This window comes from Nocardia amikacinitolerans NBRC 108937 (genome assembly GCF_001612615.1).
In the GTDB taxonomy this organism is placed as follows: Bacteria; Actinomycetota; Actinomycetes; order Mycobacteriales; family Mycobacteriaceae; genus Nocardia; species Nocardia amikacinitolerans.
Genome location: NZ_BDAU01000083.1, coordinates 1 through 18,656, shown reverse-complemented (window position 1 = coordinate 18,656; position 18,656 = coordinate 1). Strand labels below are relative to the sequence as shown.

Genomic DNA, 18,656 nt, shown 5'->3' with positions numbered 1-18,656 from the left:
TGCGTTCCAGACGGCATCGATGGTAGGTGGCGGAAGTGTTGCGGCGCAGCGAAATTCGCAGATTCCGCCGAACGGTTTCGGATGGTTACGACATGCGTTCGATCGGATAACGACAGATAACGGCACGGCGACGCGCGCGAACATCCTGGGATGAATGATGGATTCGCCGACGATTCGCGGTCGGCTGGCTATCTTCTGTCCCATGTTCACGTGGATCTACGTGTTGCCGATCTGGCTGGTCTTCCTCATCATCACCGGCACCGCAGTGCTACTCGCTTCCGTCGGCATCCTGGTGTCACGCAAGTACGTGATCAGGATCTTCGGGCCCGAGCCCGGCAAGAACGACACCGTCACGATGGTGCTGACCGTCGGCGGCGTGTTCTACGGCCTGCTGCTCGGCCTGATCGCGGCGGCGACCTACGAGTCCTACGACACCGCACAGGCGTTGGTCGCCGACGAGGCCGCCGCGCTCGGCACGCTCTACCGCGAGGTGGGCGCCTACCCGGAGCCGCAGCGCACTCAGCTTCAGCAGGATCTGGTCGACTACGCCGACAACGTGCTGACCGAGGCGTGGCCCGCGCTGCGCGAGGGGCGCGAGCCGATGGGCGGCACGGCTCTGGTGACCCGGTTCCAAACGAACCTGTTGGCTTTCGAGCCGCAGACGACCGCGCAGGAGATCGTGCACGCCGCGACCATCGAACAGTTCGCGCAGTTCGACTCCGACCGCAGGCACCGGATCAACGCCACCGCGGGCGGCATGCCCGATGTGCTGTGGTGGGTCATCCTGGTCGGCGGCGCGGTCAACCTGGTGTTGCTGTGCATGTTCAGCCTGAGTCGCGGCGCGCACCTGGTGCTCGGCGGTCTGTTCGCCTTCTTCCTCGGCGCGATGATCTTCCTGATCGCGGCCATGGACTATCCGTTCCGCGGTGATCTCAGCGTCAGCCCCGAACCGTTCGAGAGCATGTACATCCACGTCATGGGGCGGTGACCGCGCTCACCTGCCATGGAACCTGTCACAGCCGACACATGAGATCACCCCGATGTGGGAAGCTCGTCTATACGCGTGGACGGCATACTTCCCCGGGGGTCGGAAGGTGTCTCTTCGCGCCGAGCGCGCGGAGGTCGTGTGGGCACATTGCAGGGTAGGGCCAGGAGCGATGGTGAACTTCGGTAAGGAATTGGTGGGTTCGGTGCAGCGGTTGATGGCGACCGCGCAGAACGGCCTGGAGGTGATCCGCTTCGGTGGACTCACCCACGATGTCGAGTCGTCGCCCTTCGAGGTGGTCGAGCGGCGCAGGATGTATCGGCTGCGCCATTATTTCCCCGACGAGGCCACGCCCGGTCGCCCGGTCGCGGTGCTGGTGCCGCCGCTGATGGTCAATGCCGACATCTGGGACGTGAACGCGGAGGACGGCGCCGTCGGCATCCTGCATCGTGGCGGAATCGATTGCTGGGTGGTCGATTTCGGTTCTCCGGCGAGCGAGGAGGGCGGCTGGGAGCGCGATCTCGCCGACCACGTGCTCGCGGTGAGCAGCGCCATCGACACGGTCTGCGAGGCGACCGGCAGCAACGTGCACCTGATGGGTTACTCGCAGGGCGGCATGTTCGCCTACCAAACCACCGCCTACCGCTTCGGCAAGGGCGTCGAGAGCATCGTGACCTTCGGCAGCCCGGTCGACATCGTCGCGGGCATGCCCTTCGGCCTGCCCTACGGCCTGGTGTCGGACGTGGCGGATTTCCTCGCCGACCACGTGGTGACGCGGCTGCCCATCACCGATTCGATGGTGCGGTTCGGCTTCCAGATGCTCGACCCGGTCAAGACCGCCAAGGCCAGGATCGACTTCCTGCGCCAGCTGCACGACCGTGAGGCGCTGCTGCCCAAGGAGCGTCAGCGCCGTTTCCTCAACAGCGACGGCTGGGTCGGCTACGCCGGGCCCGCGGCCGCCGACCTGCTCAAGCAGTTCGTCGCGCACAACCGGATGATGCTCGGCGGCTTCGTGATTCGCGATCAGCCGATCTCGCTGGCCGAACTGAAGTGCCCGATCCTCGCCTTCGTCGGCGAGGTGGACGACATCGGCCAGCCCGCCGCGGTGCGCGGCATCGTGCGCGCGGCGCCGAACGCCGAGGTCTTCGAGGCCAGCCTGGTCGCGGGTCATTTCGGTCTTGTCGCGGGCAGCATGGCAACCAACCACACCTGGCCGCTGGTGCGCCAGTGGGTGGAGTGGATGGACCGCGACAAGCCGCTGCCCGAAGAGATCTTCCGTATGTCCGAGCACGTGGCGACCAACCGACCGCGCTCGGCGGCCACCCGGGTGGTGCACACCGCGGGGACGCTGGCCGAGGCGGGCGCCGGGGTCGGCAAGGCGCTGGAAGGCATCGCCAACAACACCGTGCGCGGTTCGATCGAGCTGGCGGGCGAGGCGGCGCGGGCGGTGCCCAGGTTGACCCGGTTGGGCAGGATCCAGCCCAACACCCGCATCTCGCTCGGCAAGCTGCTCGCCGAGCAGGCCAAGCGGGCGCCGCTGCGCGAATGCTTCCTCTTCGAGGACCGGGTGCACACCAACGCGGCGGTGCAGGTCCGCATCGACAACGTGGTGCGCGGGCTCATCTCCGTCGGCATCCGGCCCGCGACCCGGGTCGGCGTGCTGATGGAGACCCGCCCGAGCGCCCTGGTGACGGTGGCGGCGCTGTCGCGCCTCGGCGCGGTGGCGGTGCTGCTCGCGCCGGGCAGCGAGCTGAACCGCGCCATCGAACTCACCGGCGCCGACACGGTGATCGTCGATCCGGAAAACCTGCGCCAAGCTGCGGCGAGCGGCGCACGGGTGCTGGTGTTGGGCGGCGGCGACGCCCGCGGACTCGACATCACCTTGGGCGACAACGTGATCGACCTCGAGCAGATCGATCCGACCCAGGTGCGGGTGCCCGGCTGGTATCGCCCCAACCCGGGTTTGGCGCGCGAGCTGGCCTTCGTGCTGGTGACCGGCACCGGTGACCGGTTGGAGTCCAAGCACATCACCAACCACCGCTGGGCGCTGTCGGCCTTCGGCACCGCGACCACCGCCGATCTCGACCGCAAAGACACGGTGTATTGCCTCGCGCCGCTGCACCACTCGTCCGGACTGCTGGTCAGCCTCGGCGGCGCCATCGCGGGCGGCAGCCGCATCGCGCTGGCCAGGTCGCTCGATCCGGAGCAGTTCGCCGAGGAGGTGCACCGCTACGGCGTCACGGTGGTGACCTACACCTGGACGATGCTGCGCGACATCCTCGACGCCGGGGTGTTCCCCGCAGGGCACAGCCACCCGATCCGGTTGTTCATCGGCTCGGGGATGCCCGCCGGACTGTGGCGGCGCACCATGGACCAGTTCGAGCCGGCGCGGGTGCTGGAGTTCTACGCCTCCATCGAGGGCGATGTGGTGCTCGCCAACGTGACCGGAGCCAAGGCGGGCTGCAAGGGCCGCCCGGTGCCGGGCACCGCCAAGGTCGAACTGGTGGCCTACGACCCGAGCGAGGGCCGCATCCTGGTCGACGATGCCGGTTTCGCCCGCCGCTGCGCGGACAACGAGGTCGGCCTGCTGCTCGGCCGGGCCTCGGAGGGCGTCGACATCTCCGAGGGCGGCCTGCGCGGGGTGTTCACCCCGGGCGACTCGTGGATGCCGACCGAGAATCTGTTCCGCCGCGACAGCGACGGCGACTACTGGCTGGTCGACCGCAAGGACACGGTGATCCACAGTGCCCGCGGCCCGGTGTTCACCCAGCCGATCGTGGACGTGCTCAACGACATCACCGCCGTCGACATGGAGGTCGCCTACGGCCTTCCGGTCGGCGACCACTGCCTGGCTGTGGCGGCGGTGTCCGTGCGGGCGGGTTTCCACTTGGAGCCCAAGGACGTCACCGAGGCGATGCGCGCCCTCGACACCGAGCAGCGGCCCGACCTGGTGTACGTGGTCGACGACATTCCGCGCAGCTCGAGCTACCGGCCGTCCACCAGGGCGGTGCAGGCGGCCGGGCGGCCGGAACCGGGTCCGCTCACCTGGTGGTACCACCGCGAGACCGAGAACTACGAGGTGCTCACCGAGACCGAGGCCCGCGCTCTGTTCGGTGACTGAACCCAATACGGCCGCACCGGCCCCCGGTGCGGCCGGAACGTGTTGTAGATCCGCCGGATTCGCCGCGGCTCGCGCACCCGGACAATTCGCGTCGCGGCGTCGGCTGGCATAGTTTGTGCGCGGGTCCGCCCGCGCGGCGCCGGAGGCCGCACCCGACGTCCGACAACCGTTCAGGGGTACTTGGTGAGTCAAAGCCTCATCTATCGCAATCGCGCCGTGTACGAGCTGCTGATGCGCGGGCTGTACGGCCGCCACTACGCGGCCAGGTACGGCGCGATCGCCGGGCTGGTGCCCGACGGCGCCGAGGTTGTCGACGTCTGCTGCGGTCCGGCGACGCTGTACACCCGTTACCTGCGCGCCAAGTCCGTCGACTACACCGGGCTCGACCTCAACGAGGGTTTCGTCGCGGGCGTCTCCCGCGCGGGCGGTCGCGGCCTGGTCTGGAACATGCGCTCCGACGCGCCGTTGCCGGAGGCGGACTACGTCATCATGCAGGCCAGCCTCTACCACTTCCTGCCCGAGCCGGGACCGGTGCTGGACCGGATGCTCGCGGCCGCGCGCAAGGCCGTGATCGTCGCCGAACCCGTCCGCAACCTCGCGACCAGCCGCAACCGAATCCTGGCCACCGTCGGACGACGGTTCACCAACGCGGGCGACGGTCGTCAGGCGCACCGCTTCACCGAGGCGACCCTGGACGAATTCTTCGATCGCTACCGGCCGCGCATCGCCCACCGCGCACTGATCGCGGGCGGCCGCGAGAAGTTGTACGTGCTGACGGCGTGAACGACCGAAGGTGACCGCCACCGCGCCCGACCGGGTGACGGTGACGTTCGGTCGGTCGGTCGCGCGGGTCAGACGGTGAAGGCGGTGACCGCCTCGATCACCCTGGCGACCTGCTCGTCGCGCAGATCCGGCCAGAGCGGAAGGCGCACAACGGTTCCGGAGAACTCCGCGCTACGCACGCAGGGCCGGGGCGTGCGGCCGAGCTTGAGGCCCGCCGGGCTGGAGTCCAGCGGCACGTAGTGGAACGGCGCCGAGATGCCGAGACCGCCGAGGTGTGCGATCAGGTCGTCGCGGCGCTGCTCCGTGGGCGTGCGCAGGTAGTACAGGTGCGCGGTGTGCGCGCGGTCCTCGGGCACCGTCATGAGCCGGACGTCGTTGCGCGCGGCCCAGTCCGCCAGGCCGGCGGCGTACGCGTCCCACACCCGATGCCTGCCGGACTGGATCGTGTCGAACTCGTCGAGCTGCGCGTCGAGCACCGCCGCGTTCAGCTCGCTGGGCAGGTAGCTGGAACCGATGTCCTGCCAGGAGTACTTGTCCACCGCGCCGCGCAGGAAGCGGGCACGGTCGGTGCCCTTCTCCCGGATGATCTCCGCGCGCGCCATCAGGATCTCGTCGGTGAGCAGCAGCGCGCCGCCCTCGCCGCAGTGCACGTTCTTGGTGTCGTGGAAGCTGAGCGTGCCCAGCGTGCCGATGGTGCCGAGCGGCTGCCCGCGCCAGCTGCCGCCGAGCCCGTGCGCGTTGTCCTCGACGACGGCGAAACCGTGCTGGGCGGCTAGCGCGAGCAGGCCTGCCATGTCGGCGGCCACACCGCCGTAGTGGATGACCACCACGGCCTTGGTGCGCTCGGTGATCGAGGCGGCCACCGATTCCGGATCCAGGTTGCCCGACGCCGGATCGATGTCGGCGAAGACGCACGTCGCCCCGCGCAGCGCCATCGACGTGGCCGTGGAGGTGAACGCGAAACTCGGCACGATCACTTCGTCGTCGGGGCCGAGCTCGAGCAGCAGACCGGCCATCTCCAGCGCGGAGGTGCACGAGGTGGTCAGCAGCGCGTGCGGCGCGCCGGTGATGGCCTTGAGCTTCGCGGTGGCCGACGCGGTGAACCGCCCGTCGCCATGGCTGTGGTCGGAGGCAAGCACGGCCTCCAGATTGGCCAGTTCCCGGCGCGCCCGGAACGGGCGGCTGAAGATGACGCGGTCAGTGCTCAACCCGGTCGATCCCCCTACTCGTGGTCGTGGTCAGTTCCCGCGCGTCGATCGGGCGCGGCGTCGGTGAATCGACGGTGAGGTAGAGCGGCTTGCCCACCAGGATGTGCAGGGCGACACCGAGATACTCGGCGATCAGGCCGAGCGAGAACAGGATCGCTCCGGAACACAGCAGCAGCACCACGATGGTGGAGGCCCAGCCCTCCGGCGCCCAGCCGTCGGTCGTGAGTGCCTCGTACACGACGACACCCGCCATCACCACACCGGCCAGCGCCAGCGTCACGCCGAGCATGCTGACCAGGCGAAGGCCGCGGGTTCCGCTGCACAGCACCATCTTCCAGAACAGCGAGAACAGCCTGCGGTAGTTGTAGCCGGACTCCTCGCGGCCCTCGGCGCGCAGCATCACCGGCTCCTGGACGACCGTGCCGACCACCCAGGTCAGCGCGACGTCGAGGTACACGCCGTTGGAGGCGACCTCGGCGAGCTGGCGGCCGATGGCGCCGCGAATCAGCCGGTAGCTCTCGAACCTGGTGGAATCGGGGAAGGCGAACAGCGTCGCCAGCACGATCTTGGCCCCGCGCGAGGTCAGATTGCGCAGGAAACCGTGCGGGCGGGTGTTGGTCGGCTTGGAGTAGACCAGGTCCGCGCGCCCGTTGAGCGCCGCGTCCAGGAACGCGCCGATGAAGCGCGGATCGTGCTGGCCGTCCTCGTCCATGGTGACGATCCAGTCGCCGCGCGCGGCCGACATTCCGGCGATGGTCGCGGCGTCCTGGCCGAAATTCCGGCTCAGCCAGACGGTGCGCACCTCGGGATAGGTCTGCTCCAGCTCTTGCAGCACGACATCGGAACGATCGGGCCCGTTGTCGTGCACCAGAATGATTTCCTGGACGGTGAACGCGGTGCCGCCCGGCGTCTCCGAGCCCGCGGTGAGCGCGTGCAGCTCGGCGACCAGTCCGCCGATGGTGTTCTCGCCCCGATACACCGGAACCACAACGGAAATGCCGTGCGGCCGGTCGACGCCGGGACGTCCGTCCGCGGCAGGGTCGGAGTACGGGCGAGCGGAGGGAATCGGCATCAGCTGAATCAACTTTCGATGACGGTGCGTGCCGGTACTGCCCGCTGGACAGCGGAGCCCGAGCCGCCGTGAACTGTAGCACGATGCGAACAAGGCCTTCCGGTGCAGTTCATCAGACCATCATCAACACCTCGGCGGCCGATGCCAAGCGCCGCGGTGGGCTGTAGGGTTTGGAACTCGTGACCGACAGTGCAGTACTCGACTCGCGGCCGCACTCGCGACGGGACGTCCACCGGTGGGCCGCGATCACAGTGCTCGGGGTGATCGCGGGATACGCGGCGGTGCTGCTCGCCAACGTCCGCCATTACTTCACCGACGACACCGAATCGCAGTACACCGCACTGTGGGTGGGCCTCGGCCGTGCGCTGCGCGACGGCCAGTTCCCGGTGATGGTCCCGGAGCAGTGGATGTCGGGCAACAACACGATGGACGACGCGGGCCTGTTCAATCCGCCGCAGCTGCTGATCGATCTGATCGCACCCTCGGTGGACAACGTGGCGCTGTACGCGACGGTCGTCAAGCTGATCTTCTCCATCATCGCCGCGACCGGCGTCTACCGGATCTGTCTGGCCTACGGCGCGCGCCCGGCCTGGTCCGCGGTGGCCGGTATCGCGTTCCCTTTGTCCGGTTTCTTCCTGTTCTTCGATCAGGCCAGCTGGATGACCGCGCTGACCGGCACCGCCTGGCTGGTGCACGCGTGGGCCTCGTCGGTGCGCTACACCCGCGGGCTGGGCGGGCCGATTCCGGTCTTCGTCTTCCTGTATCTGACGATCTCCACGCAGTACATCTTCCCGGCCGTGGAGGCGGCGCTGATGCTGCTCGCGGTGGCCGTCGGCGAGCTTGTGTATCAACGCAAGTGGTGGCCCGTCGCGCGGCTGACGGCCGTCTCGCTGTGCGCCGGGCTGGCCGGACTGCTGACCTTCCTGCCCAGCATGCTCTCGGCCAAGGTGACCTGGCGCGGCACGGCGCAGATCAACAACGACCAGTTCCTGACCGTGCCGTGGTCGGAATCGCTCAACGCCAGCCTGCCCAGCTCGCTGCCCGCCTTCACCTCCTGGTGGGGCTACGTGCAGCCGATGCCGCTGACCTACATCGCCTGGTTCCTGATCCCGGCGCTGGCGTTCATCGACTGGAAGCGGGCCCGCGAGTCGTGGCGCGAGCTGAGCGCGGTCGCGCTGTTCGCCATGATCATGCTGATGTGGACAGCCGGACCCGGTTCGATCGGTCCGCTGCGCTGGCCGGTGCGCGTGCTGCCGATGCTGGCCATCGGTCTGCTGGTGCTGGTGTGCGTGTTGCTCGGCCGCTACGGGACATTCCAGAACTGGAAGAACCGCGGCATCGCGGGCGGTGTGCTGATCCTGGCGCTGTGGGTGCGGTCCTTCTCGGCCGACCCGCAACACGCGCTCTGGCACGTGGTCGCCGCGCTCGCGCTCGCGGCCGTCGGCGCCGGGGTGGTGTGGCTCGCCCGCGAGCGGGGAATCGCTGCCGCATGCGCGCTGACCATCTTCGCGATGTTCCCGATCGCCTATTTCCAGGTGAGCGCCGCGCAGCCGACGCCGATGCCGTGGAACCTGCCCGCCGACCGCACGGAAGCGATGGCGAAGTTCCCCGATTTCACCGGAACCACCCTCCAGCTCGGCGAGCGCGGGCTGCTGCAACCGGCCGACCGCGACATCGACGCCGCCTACGGCTCGCTGGTCTTCGGCAACTACGCCAGGGCGCTGGAGCTGAAGTACGTCAACGGCTACACGCCCACCGGGCATTTCTACTTCGGCGAGCTGTTGTGCATGCGCTGGGACAGCAGCGTCTGCCCGGACGCCTACCGCAGGGTGTTCGCGCCGGAGCCGACCACGGGCCGCCCGTTGGTCGACCTGATGAAGCTCGATCGGGTGGTGTTGCAGCGCGCGCTGTACCCCGACGCGCGCGACCAAGCCGCCCCCGAGGGCTGGAAGTGGGTGGACTACCCGGGCCACGAGCGCTACATCGCGGTGCTGGAGCGCGTCGACGGTCCGGTGTCCACCGTGAACGGGCGGGTCTCGGACACGAAGAACGTGACGGCCACGTCGATCGACGAGACCGACACCACCAGCCGCGTGCGGGTGAGCTCGGAGCAGGGCGGCCGCGTCGTCTTCGCCCGCCTCGGCTGGCCCGGATACCGAGTCACTCTGGACGGCAAGCAGATTCCGATCACCACCGTGGCCAAGTCCTTCGTCGCCGTGGAGGTTCCCGCGGGCACGAAGGACGCGGAACTGGTGCTGACCTGGCGTCCGCCGGGTTGGAAGATCGGCATCGCGACCATGGTGGCCGGGCTGGCGGGTCTCGGGGTGTTGCAGTGGATGTACGTGCGATCCCGGCGGCGCGACGACGACGCGGACTCCGAAGAACGTCCCGCGGGCGAGCCGGAGCGCGAGCTCGCGGATGTGGTCTCGTGAGCGCGCGTCTCGATGACACAGACCGCGGCGAGGCGCGAGTGAACGCGGCGGCGGTGTCGTGAGCACTGACCAGGGTTCGATCGCGACGACCGAGGCGGCGGCGCCCGCTTCGGGTCTGCTGCTGCGGCTGGTCCGGCGGCAGGAGGTCGCCTTCGCGCTGATCGGCGCGTTCAACACGGTCTTCGGCATGGCGCTGACGGTGGGCTGGCTGACCGTGCTGCCCGACGCGGGGTGGGCGCCGCTGGTCGCGGTCCCGCTGGCCTACGCCCTCGGCATCACCGTCGCGTTCGTGCTGCACCGCACCCTCGTGTTCCGGGTGCGCGGCCACGTGCTACGCGATTTCGCAGGCTTCGTCGCGGTCAACTCCGGCGGTCTCGCGCTGAACACCGCGCTGCTCTACCTGGCCGTGACGGTGCTGCACCTGCCCGCGCAGCCCTCCGCGGTGGTGGTGATGGGGCTGGTCGCGGTGGCGAGTTTCTTCGGGCATCGGCACATCTCGTTCCGCCGTCGCCCGGCCGTCGAAGCGGGCGAACCGGTCGGGTAGGTTCACGATCATGCCGGAGGAAACCGCGTTGGACGCCACCCTGCTGAGCCTGCTCGCCTGCCCGCAGGACAAGGGCCCGCTGCTGCTGGTCCGCGACGCCGCGGGCGCCGCGCTGCTCTACAACCCGCGCCTGCGCCGCGCCTACCCGATCGAGAACGGCATTCCGGTGCTGCTCATCGATGAGGCGCGCGACGTCACCGAGGCCGAGCACGAGGCGTTCACCGCCTGAGCGCGCGACGACGGCCGCGTCTTCGGGCGGCCGATCGAGTAGATCGGCGTCGCCTAGGGATCGTCCCGGCAGTTCGCGCGGGTTCGCTTGCGGCCGATGTTCCAGCGCGTTTGCGTCGCTCTGGAATCCTCTCAGGGTGGATTCGCTGACGGCCCACGCTCGAGTCGTCGGCGCCGCCCTGCGATCGTTTCGGCGGTCGGTGCGAATTCGCTTGCGGGCGAGCCGATGTCGCCGGTCAGGTAGCGCTGTAGCGTCGGGCCGACGGCGGCGACCAGCTCCTCGATCGGCATCGACGCCAGGGGTTCGACACCGATGATCTTGCGAGCCACCAGCACCCCCATCATCTGCGAGGCCGCCAACGCCACCCGCGCGTGCCCGTCGTCCTCCGGGGTGGCGATGCGTTTGCGGACCCGTTCGAGCACCACCTCCAGGATGAAGGTGCGGGCCAGCACCGGATCGCTGCCGGTGAGAATGCTGCGCACGGCGGCGACGATGCCGGGACCCGCGGGGGAGTCCCACACGCCGACCACCGCGCCGAGAATCGTCGGGCCGAGTTGGTCCAGCGGCGCGCTCTCCATGACGCTCAGGATCACCTCCGGGTCCACCGGAAGCTCGACCACCGCCCCGAACAACTGCTGTTTGGTGCCGAAATAGTGGTGCACCAGCGCCGGATCCACCCCGGCGTCGGCCGCGACGGCACGGATCGAGGTCTTGTCGAACCCCACCTCGGCGAACCGCGCGCGGGCGGCGGCGAGGATCGCCTCCCGCGCGCCGGATCTGCCCGGCCGCCGTCCCGAACGCCCCTGCCGCTCCTCGGCTTCCACCGCATCGGTTCGTTGCGATCCGTTACGTCGCCGCGTGGCCGCGGTCGAGACCCTTTTCGCCGCTGCGGCTTTCGGCGCTCGGCCGCCGGGCGCCACCCGTTTCGGCGCCGCGCTGCCAGACGGCGGGCAGTCCGTGGCGACACGTTCGTCCGCGCTCGTGCCTTCCGACTCTCTCGATGCCGGAGGGCTCGTCGCCGGATTCTCGTTCGAGCTCATGCGGTCCGCCTGCGTAGGGTCGCCGCCCCGAGCACCAGCGCCACCACCGCGAAGGCCGCGACGACAGCCAGATCGCGCCACATCTCCGCGGTCGCCTCGGGGTTCATCGAAACCTGTTGCAGCGCATCGACGGCATAGCTGAGCGGCATCAGATCGCTGATCGGTTGCAGCCAGCCGGGCAGTTGGTCGCGCGGAACAAGCAAACCGCACAGGAAGATCTGCGGTGCGACGACGACCGGCATGAACTGCACCGCCTGAAACTCGGTGCGCGCGAACGCACTTGCCAACAGGCCGAGCGCGACACCGCAGATGGCGTCGACGACCGCGATCAGCACCACCCACGCCGGGTTGCCCGCCGCCTCCAGGTCGAGCAGCCCGAACGACACCAGGCACGCGACGGTCGCCTGCGCGGCCGCGGCCAGCGAGAAGGCGGTGCCGTAGCCGCCGAGCAGGTCGAGCTTGGACAACGGTGTGGTGAGCAGCCGTTCGAGGGTGCCCGAGGTGCGTTCGCGCTGCATGGCGATCGCGGTGATCAGGAACATCACGATGAACGGCAGGATGCCGAGCATGCTGATGCCGACCCGGTCGAACAGCGTCAGCGGCTGATGCGGCGCGGTCGGCGCCTCGGCGTAGATGAAGTGCAGCAGCGTCATCAGCAGGGCGGGGACCACCAGGATCATGGCGACGGTGCGGTGGTCGTTGCGCAGCTGGCGCAGGATGCGGGTGGTGGTCGCGGCGTACGGGCGCAGCGTCCACCGGGTCACGCTCGAAGGTAGGGCTGTCGTGGTCATGCCGCTCGTCCCATCGTGATGAGGGTGAGGAACGCCTGTTCGAGGTTCTGCTCGCCGGTCTGTTCGCGCAGTTCGTCGGGGCTGAGCTGGGCGAGCACGTCGCCTTCGCGCATCAGCAGCAGTTTGTCGCAGTGCTCGGCCTCGTCCATGACGTGACTGGAGACGAGCAGCGTCGTCCCGCCGGCCGCCAGCTCGTGGAACTGCTTCCACAGATCGACCCGCAGGACGGGGTCGAGCCCGACGGTGGGTTCGTCGAGCACGAGCAGATCCGGCTGGGCGACGAGCGCGCAAGCCAGCGAGGCCCTGGTCATCTGACCGCCGGAGAGTTCGTCGCCGCGCTGGTCGGCGTGGTCGAGCAGGCCGACCGCGGCGATGGCGGTATCGGTGTCGTCGCGATCGCGGCCGTACAGCGCGGCGTAATAGGCGACGTTGTCGCGGACGCTGATATCGGGATAGATGCTCGGCGACTGGGTGACGTAGCCGATGCGCCTGCGCAGTTCGGCGGACCCCGCGGGCAGACCGAGCGCGGTGATCTCGCCGGACGCCACGATCTGGGTGCCCACGATGCTGCGCATCAGCGTGGTCTTGCCGCAGCCGGACGGTCCGAGCAGCCCGGTGATCGAGCCGCGCGGAATGGTCAACGAAATGTTGTGCAGGACTTCGCGTTTGCCGCGCCGGACGGTCAGATTCCGGATTTCGACGGCCGGAGCCGACGAGGGGTGAGACATGACGGCCTCAATTCATCGAGTGTTGAATTCACTGTGTGATGAATTTACCGCCGTCGCGCCAGGCGCGGCAAGTGGTGTCAATGCCCGTGACGGTGCGGGGGACGTCCCGGCGTGCCGCCGGGCTCCACGACGACGAACTGGCCCATCATGCCGAGATCCTCGTGCCACAGCAGGTGGCAGTGGTACATGTACGGCGTGTCGGGATCGGCGGGGCCGTCGAAGCGCACCGCCAGCCGCACGGTCTCGTTCGGTGCGAGGAAGACGGTGTCCTTCGGGCCGGTCAACCGCGGCGGCGGCGCGTTCTCGCCGACCGCGAGCACACGGAACTGCACGTCGTGGATGTGGAAGTTGTGCGGCATGCCGTCGCGGTTGTGCACGATCCAGGTCTCGGTGGAACCGCGGGTGGCGGCGAAATCGATGCGGTCCATCGCCATCGGTTGGCCGTTGATGCCGCTCAGGTCGAGTTCGAAGCGGCGTTCGGTCACCGAGTCGCCGCCGTCGGGGGTGGACGCGGGCGCCAGTGTCGCGGGCAGCGCCGGGGAGGGGCGCAGGGTCGCCGCCGCGCGCAGTTCCAGCAGGTCGAATGTGTCGTCGCCGCCGCTGAAGCGCTGCGTCCAGAAACCGAGGCCCGCGGCCAACTTGTTGCTGCGCAACACCGTTCGCTCGCCGGGGCGCATCCGCACCACGATCTCCGCGCGCTCGCCCGGCGAGAGCGGCAGCTCGTGCAGGGTGGCCGGGCGTTCGAGCAGGCCGCCGTCCGTGCCGACGAGCGCGAAGGCGCGGGCGTCGTCGAAGCCGAACGTGTAGACGCGCGCGGTGGAGGCGTTGAGCAGTCGCAGCCGGATCAGTTCGTCGCCGACCTCGCGGTAGGGGGCCAGTGTGCCGTTGACCATCGTCTGCTCGCCGAGAAAGCCGACTTCACGGAAGATCCGGTGGGTGCCGTCGAAGCGCGAGCCGCGGAAGGTCACGTCCTGCACGATGACCGGCAGGTCGTCGACGCCGTAATTCCTTGGTAGCGCGAGGGTTTCGGTCAGCTCGTCGTCGAGCAGGAACATCCCGGCCAGGCCGCGGCGCACGTGGTCCTCCGTCTCGCCGTGCGGGTGCGGGTGGTACCAGAGCGTCGCCGCGGGCTGGTCCACCGTCCACTCCGGCGTCCACGTCGCGCCCGCCTCGACCATCTGGTGCGGGCCGCCGTCCATGGCCGCGGGGAGGTGCATGCCGTGCCAGTGCACCGTCGAGGCCTCGGGCAAGCCGTTGCGGACGCGGACCCTGACCTGTTCGCCGCGCCGGGCGCGCAGCGTCGGTCCGAGGTAGTCACCGTTGAAACCCCAGGTTTCCGTGGCCTGCCCGGGCCGGAATTCCCTACTGCCCGTGCGCATGTCGAGCTCGAACAGGCGCGCCCCATCGGGCTCGACGCGAGACTCGGCAAGCGGCGGCACCGCCAGCTCGTTGCGAAACTCCGTGCGACCGACGGTGGAGACCGCCGCGTCGACGTAGACCCAACCGGCACAACCGCCGATCGCGGCGAGCAACACGACGACGAAGGAAACGAGAACGAGGAACAACCGCCGCCATCGACGCGGACGGGAAACCGAAGACATGCACCGACGGTAGGAATCTCGGGTGCTCGGGCGCATCGGGGAGCGTCCCCATTTCGACCCTGGAACCAGCCCCGATCGCGGCGTGACACGGGTCGCGATCCGCGGTGCCACGTTCGGCGCCGGTCGCCTGTCCCGTGGTCGTCGCCAACCAGCGACCGAGCAACGAATCGGAGACACCGCCATGAACCACCGAACACCGCATCGTCATACTCGGCGCGGGCTACACGGGCATGCTTGCCGCCGTGCGGCTGGCCCGCCGCACCCGCCGCCTGCCCGTGCGGATCACGCTGGTCAACCCGTCCGATCGCTTCACCGAGCGGTTGCGCATGCACCAGATCGCCACCGGGCAGGAACTGGCCGATCACCGGATCCCCGAGATCCTCGACGGCACCGGCGTCGAATTCGTCTGCGGCTGGGCGACTTCCGTTGACCCCGAGGCACGCCTGGTCGCCGTCGACGGCGATCGCGTGCTGCCCTACGACGAACTCGTCTTACACCCCGCGCCGGTTCCATCTCACCGGACGCGCCGCGGTGCTGTACAAGGAGACCGTGAGCGGCTCGCCGCCGAAGACCTTCCGGCTCAGCAAGAAGATGACCGTCGCCGTGCAGCTCTGGCCTGGTGGCCGGGCCACCCGCCCGTCACCAACCTGTCGCTCGATCGGCTCACTCGGCCAGGGCCACCCGCGAGAGCTACGTGGGGCCCTGGCTGCCCGAACCCCTGCTCACCACACCCGATTTCGCGGAACGGACCGAGTTGGCCGACACCGTCTCCACCGCCATGCTCGTGGTGCTGGAAACCCTGACTCCGATCGAGCGCGTGGTGTTCCTGCTGCGGGAGGTGTTCGGCTACAGCCACGCCGAGATCGCCGACACCGACACCCTGGACCGGCCGGAGGCCACCATCCGCCCGATCGCGCACCGCGCAAGAAACCACGTGCGCTCGCCCCCGCTTCGACACCGACACGACCGAGCGCGCGCACGTCACCGAGCAGTTCATGGCGGCATGCGCGGGCGGCGACCTCAACGCGCTGATGGACCTGCTCGCCCCCGACGTGACCTGATGGTCCGACGGCGGCGGCGTGGTCACTGCGGCCCGCTGTCCGCTGCACGGCCCCGACCACGTCGCCCGCTGGATCCTCGGCGTGCTCGCCATGCCCGAGTCGGCGGGAATCGTGCTCGAGTCCGCCCACATCAACGGCGAAGTCGGCGCGCTGGCCCGCATCGGCGATGTCCCGGTCGCCGCATTCACCTACGACCTGGTGGACGGCCGCATCGAGAACCTGCGCTTCCAGGTCAACCCGGGGAAGTTGAAGGGGCTGACGATGAGCACGTCGACGCTGGGGTGACGCGTAGCTCGTCGTGTGGGGGAGCGGGCGTCGCTGTCGTGGCTCGCGCCTCTGGGTGCTGGTCGAGACGATCGTCCGATCACTGTTGGGCGCGCGCCGATTCCGCGGGATCGGTGGTGCGGGGGCGCTCGGTCGTGCGGCGAGACGAGCGACATGAGGGGGGCGGCGCGGCAGGTGTGCTCGGAGCCGTCGCTGCCGGGGGCTCACCATGGCGGCTGACCAGCGGTTGGGCGGTTGTCGGTGCGGCCGAGGAGAATGGCCGCTGTGTCTTTCGATGATCTCGTGGTCGAACCGCCCGCTGCCGCCCGTCGCCTGCTCGGTGCCACGCTGCGGTCGGGGCCGGTGGCCGTCCGGATCGTCGAGGTCGAGGCGTACGGCGGCGATCCCGAGGGACCGTGGCCGGACTCGGCCTCGCACTCCGGGCGCGGGCGCACCAAACGCAACGCGGTGATGTTCGGCCCCGCCGGCTTCCTCTACGTCTACCTCAGCTACGGCATGCACAGCTGTATCAATGTGACCAGCGGCCCGGACGGTATCGCCAGCGCGGTTCTGATCAGGGCGGGTGAGGTCGTCGAGGGCCTGGATGTCGCGCGTTCCCGGCGGCCAGGTGCGCGCTCCGACACGGACCTGGGGCGAGGGCCGGGGAATCTGGGCACCGTCCTCGGCATCACCCTGGCCGACTACGGCACGCCACTGTTCGATCAGGCTTCGCCGATCCGGCTGGAGCTCGACGGCGCGATCGATGCCGCCCAGATCGCCAGCGGTCCGCGCGTCGGCGTCAGCACGGCCGCCGATCGTCCGTGGCGGTTCTGGCTACCGTCCTCGCCCGCGGTCTCGGCGTACCGGCGCAGTCCCCGCGCGCCCCTCGCCGCCGCGGCCCCCTCGGTCGTTCCAGGAGCCGGTGGCCGAGTTCGCCGAGGCACGCGCGGTGGTGCCAGGAGTTAGACGGACCCGGCCTGCACCGCGACCGCGGACCGTGTCGCGGAGAATCGCCCCCGGTACCTGCGCATCGGCGCAGGACAGCGGTGCGGAAAGATGGGACGGCGTGAGCGGCGACATCATCGACGAACTGACCTGGCGCGGACTGATCGCGCAGTCCACCGACCTCGACGCCCTGCGCGCGGCGCTGGCCGACGGGCCGCTGACCCTGTATGCCGGTTTCGACCCGACCGCCGCGAGCCTGCACGCCGGCCACTTGGTCCCGCTGCTCGCGTTGAAGCGTTTCCAGCGCGCCGGGCACCGGCCGATCGTCCTGGCAGGCGGCGCGACCGGCCTGATCGGCGACCCGCGCGACGTCGGCGAACGCACCATGAACTCGACCGACACGGTGGCCGAGTGGGCGCAGCGGATCCGCTCCCAGCTCGAGCGGTTCGTCGACCTGGACGATTCGCCCACCGGCGCGATCATCGCCAACAACATGGACTGGACCGGGCAGCTCACCGCCGTCGACTTCCTGCGCGACGTCGGCAAGCACTTCTCGGTCAACGTCATGCTGGCCCGCGACACCATCAAGCGACGCCTCGACGGCGAGGGCATCTCCTACACGGAGTTCAGCTACATGCTGCTGCAAGCCAACGACTACCTGCAGCTGCGCCGCAACTACGGCTGCCGCTTGCAGGTCGGCGGTTCGGACCAGTGGGGCAACATCATCGCGGGCGTCGAGCTGAACCGCCGCGTCGACGGGGAATCGGTGCACGCGCTGACCGTGCCGCTGGTGACCTCCGCGGACGGCAAGAAGTTCGGCAAGTCCACCGGCGGCGGCAGCCTCTGGCTCGATCCGGAGATGACCAGCCCGTACGCCTGGTACCAGTACTTCGTGAACACCGCCGACGCCGACGTCGTCCGGTACCTGCGCTGGTTCACCTTCCTCTCCCGCGAGGAGCTCGCCGAGTTGGAGACGGCGACCGAGGAGCGTCCGCACGCAAGGGAGGCCCAGCGCAGGCTCGCCGCCGAGATGACGACGCTGGTGCACGGCGAGGAGCACACCCGTGCGGTCCAGCTGGCGAGCCAGGCCCTCTTCGGCCGCGGCGAGCTGCGCGAACTGGACGAGCCGACGCTGGCCGCCGCCCTGCGCGAGGCCGCGGTCGACGGCGAATTGGCCGAGGTCGCGCCCGGTCAGCCCGACACGATCGTCGATCTGCTCGTCGCCACCGGACTGTCCGAGAGCCGCGGCGCCGCACGCCGCGCGGTCAACGAGGGCGGCGCGTCGGTCAACAATCAGAAGATCTCCGACCTCGAATGGACACCTGCCGAGGGCGACTACCTGCACGGACGCTGGTTGGTGGTGCGCAGGGGCAAGCGCAATATCGCGGGCGTCCGGCGCGCCACCGCGAGTTGATCTTGGTGTCTTGGGTCACATTCGTGTGGCCCAAGCCCGTTTTCGGCCCGAGCGCAAGCCTCTGACCTGCGGAATTACATCGGTGTAGTGCGGATTTGACGCCGCGTTCGTCGCCGCGTAACTTATTCAACGTCAGAGCGACACGGACACCGACCCGGAGCCGAGACGCCAAGCCGAGAGGCTGAGCGTGGACCGGGACACGAGGTAGGACGAGGAGCGCCTGGCGGCCCGCAAGGACCAGGACAATCGAATGGACTTGACTCCAGACGAGAGGCCGGTTAGGCTGGGAAAGTTGCCTCTCAGAAGCACCGGGTGAGACCGGCGCGGATGGGTGTGCGTGTGTTCTTTGAGAACTCAATAGTGTGTCGATGAATGTCAGTGCCAAATTTTGAAATTTGGTTCCGGCTCTTCCACTCCCCGTGTGGAGGGTCGGACATT

Annotated in this window: 16 protein-coding genes and 1 pseudogene; 11 read left to right on the top strand and 6 right to left on the bottom strand. The window is 69.1% G+C overall.

The annotated features are described in order from the left end of the window. The first annotated feature begins 202 nt into the window (after positions 1-202). The 3 genes from NAM01S_RS32675 (at position 203) to NAM01S_RS32665 (ending at position 4,889) form a co-directional block, all read left to right on the top strand. Positions 203-988: a bestrophin-like domain gene (locus NAM01S_RS32675; protein ID WP_067793026.1), complete on the top strand. Its 786-nt coding sequence runs from the start codon at positions 203-205 to the stop codon at positions 986-988. A 169-nt stretch (positions 989-1,157) separates the two neighbouring features. Further along, positions 1,158-4,106, top strand: coding sequence for an acyl-CoA synthetase (locus NAM01S_RS32670; RefSeq protein WP_067793024.1), 2,949 nt, complete (start codon positions 1,158-1,160; stop codon positions 4,104-4,106). Between the two features lie 183 nt (positions 4,107-4,289). Then, positions 4,290-4,889, top strand: a complete 600-nt coding sequence (locus tag NAM01S_RS32665) for a class I SAM-dependent methyltransferase (protein ID WP_157108035.1) — start codon at positions 4,290-4,292, stop codon at positions 4,887-4,889. Between the two features lie 68 nt (positions 4,890-4,957). Here the strand turns inward: NAM01S_RS32665 and rffA are convergent, their stop codons facing one another. Both rffA and NAM01S_RS32655 read right to left on the bottom strand, forming a co-directional pair. Further along, positions 4,958-6,097 (bottom strand): dTDP-4-amino-4,6-dideoxygalactose transaminase, encoded by a 1,140-nt coding sequence (gene rffA / locus NAM01S_RS32660; RefSeq protein WP_067793022.1) that lies wholly within the window; start codon positions 6,095-6,097, stop codon positions 4,958-4,960. Beyond that, complete coding sequence (locus tag NAM01S_RS32655; protein WP_084483508.1) at positions 6,087-7,169, bottom strand: glycosyltransferase family 2 protein; 1,083 nt, start codon at positions 7,167-7,169, stop codon at positions 6,087-6,089. The genes rffA and NAM01S_RS32655 overlap by 11 nt, the downstream gene beginning before the upstream one ends. Positions 7,170-7,348: 179 nt before the next feature. Between NAM01S_RS32655 and NAM01S_RS32650 the strand changes: the two genes are divergently transcribed. From NAM01S_RS32650 to NAM01S_RS32640, 3 genes are read left to right on the top strand one after another with little or no spacing between them, the layout of a single operon-like run. After that, positions 7,349-9,601 (top strand): putative glycosyltransferase family protein, encoded by a 2,253-nt coding sequence (locus NAM01S_RS32650; protein ID WP_169810943.1) that lies wholly within the window; start codon positions 7,349-7,351, stop codon positions 9,599-9,601. 58 nt (positions 9,602-9,659) lie between these two features. Further along, positions 9,660-10,145, top strand: a complete 486-nt coding sequence (locus NAM01S_RS32645; RefSeq protein WP_157108034.1) for a GtrA family protein — start codon at positions 9,660-9,662, stop codon at positions 10,143-10,145. Between the two features lie 10 nt (positions 10,146-10,155). Next, positions 10,156-10,374 (top strand): Trm112 family protein, encoded by a 219-nt coding sequence (locus tag NAM01S_RS32640; protein WP_067793020.1) that lies wholly within the window; start codon positions 10,156-10,158, stop codon positions 10,372-10,374. 131 nt (positions 10,375-10,505) lie between these two features. Here the strand turns inward: NAM01S_RS32640 and NAM01S_RS32635 are convergent, their stop codons facing one another. The 4 genes from NAM01S_RS32635 to NAM01S_RS32620 form a co-directional block, all read right to left on the bottom strand. Next, positions 10,506-11,198: a TetR/AcrR family transcriptional regulator gene (locus NAM01S_RS32635; protein ID WP_253799216.1), complete on the bottom strand. Its 693-nt coding sequence runs from the start codon at positions 11,196-11,198 to the stop codon at positions 10,506-10,508. A gap of 212 nt (positions 11,199-11,410) precedes the next feature. Continuing rightward, positions 11,411-12,205 (bottom strand): ABC transporter permease, encoded by a 795-nt coding sequence (locus NAM01S_RS32630; RefSeq protein ID WP_067793017.1) that lies wholly within the window; start codon positions 12,203-12,205, stop codon positions 11,411-11,413. Then, complete coding sequence (locus NAM01S_RS32625) at positions 12,202-12,933, bottom strand: ABC transporter ATP-binding protein (RefSeq protein ID WP_067793014.1); 732 nt, start codon at positions 12,931-12,933, stop codon at positions 12,202-12,204. The genes NAM01S_RS32630 and NAM01S_RS32625 overlap by 4 nt, the downstream gene beginning before the upstream one ends. A gap of 77 nt (positions 12,934-13,010) precedes the next feature. Then, entirely contained in the window at positions 13,011-14,534 is a 1,524-nt protein-coding gene (locus NAM01S_RS32620; protein WP_084483506.1) for a multicopper oxidase family protein, read from the bottom strand. 230 nt (positions 14,535-14,764) lie between these two features. Between NAM01S_RS32620 and NAM01S_RS36900 the strand changes: the two genes are divergently transcribed. From NAM01S_RS36900 to tyrS, 5 genes and pseudogenes are all read left to right on the top strand, one after another. Then, positions 14,765-15,337: an NAD(P)/FAD-dependent oxidoreductase gene (locus NAM01S_RS36900; RefSeq protein ID WP_255284354.1), complete on the top strand. Its 573-nt coding sequence runs from the start codon at positions 14,765-14,767 to the stop codon at positions 15,335-15,337. After that, positions 15,313-15,408, top strand: a pseudogene (locus tag NAM01S_RS36895) (sigma factor-like helix-turn-helix DNA-binding protein); the annotation flags it as partial. The gene NAM01S_RS36900 and the pseudogene NAM01S_RS36895, both read left to right, overlap by 25 nt. Positions 15,409-15,613: 205 nt before the next feature. Next, positions 15,614-15,880 (top strand): sigma-70 family RNA polymerase sigma factor family protein, encoded by a 267-nt coding sequence (locus NAM01S_RS36890; RefSeq protein WP_253799224.1) that lies wholly within the window; start codon positions 15,614-15,616, stop codon positions 15,878-15,880. A 255-nt stretch (positions 15,881-16,135) separates the two neighbouring features. Further along, positions 16,136-16,825, top strand: coding sequence for a DNA-3-methyladenine glycosylase (locus NAM01S_RS32610; protein WP_067793007.1), 690 nt, complete (start codon positions 16,136-16,138; stop codon positions 16,823-16,825). 100 nt (positions 16,826-16,925) lie between these two features. Further along, positions 16,926-18,218 (top strand): tyrosine--tRNA ligase, encoded by a 1,293-nt coding sequence (gene tyrS / locus NAM01S_RS32605; protein WP_067793005.1) that lies wholly within the window; start codon positions 16,926-16,928, stop codon positions 18,216-18,218. The last annotated feature ends 438 nt before the right edge of the window (positions 18,219-18,656 follow it).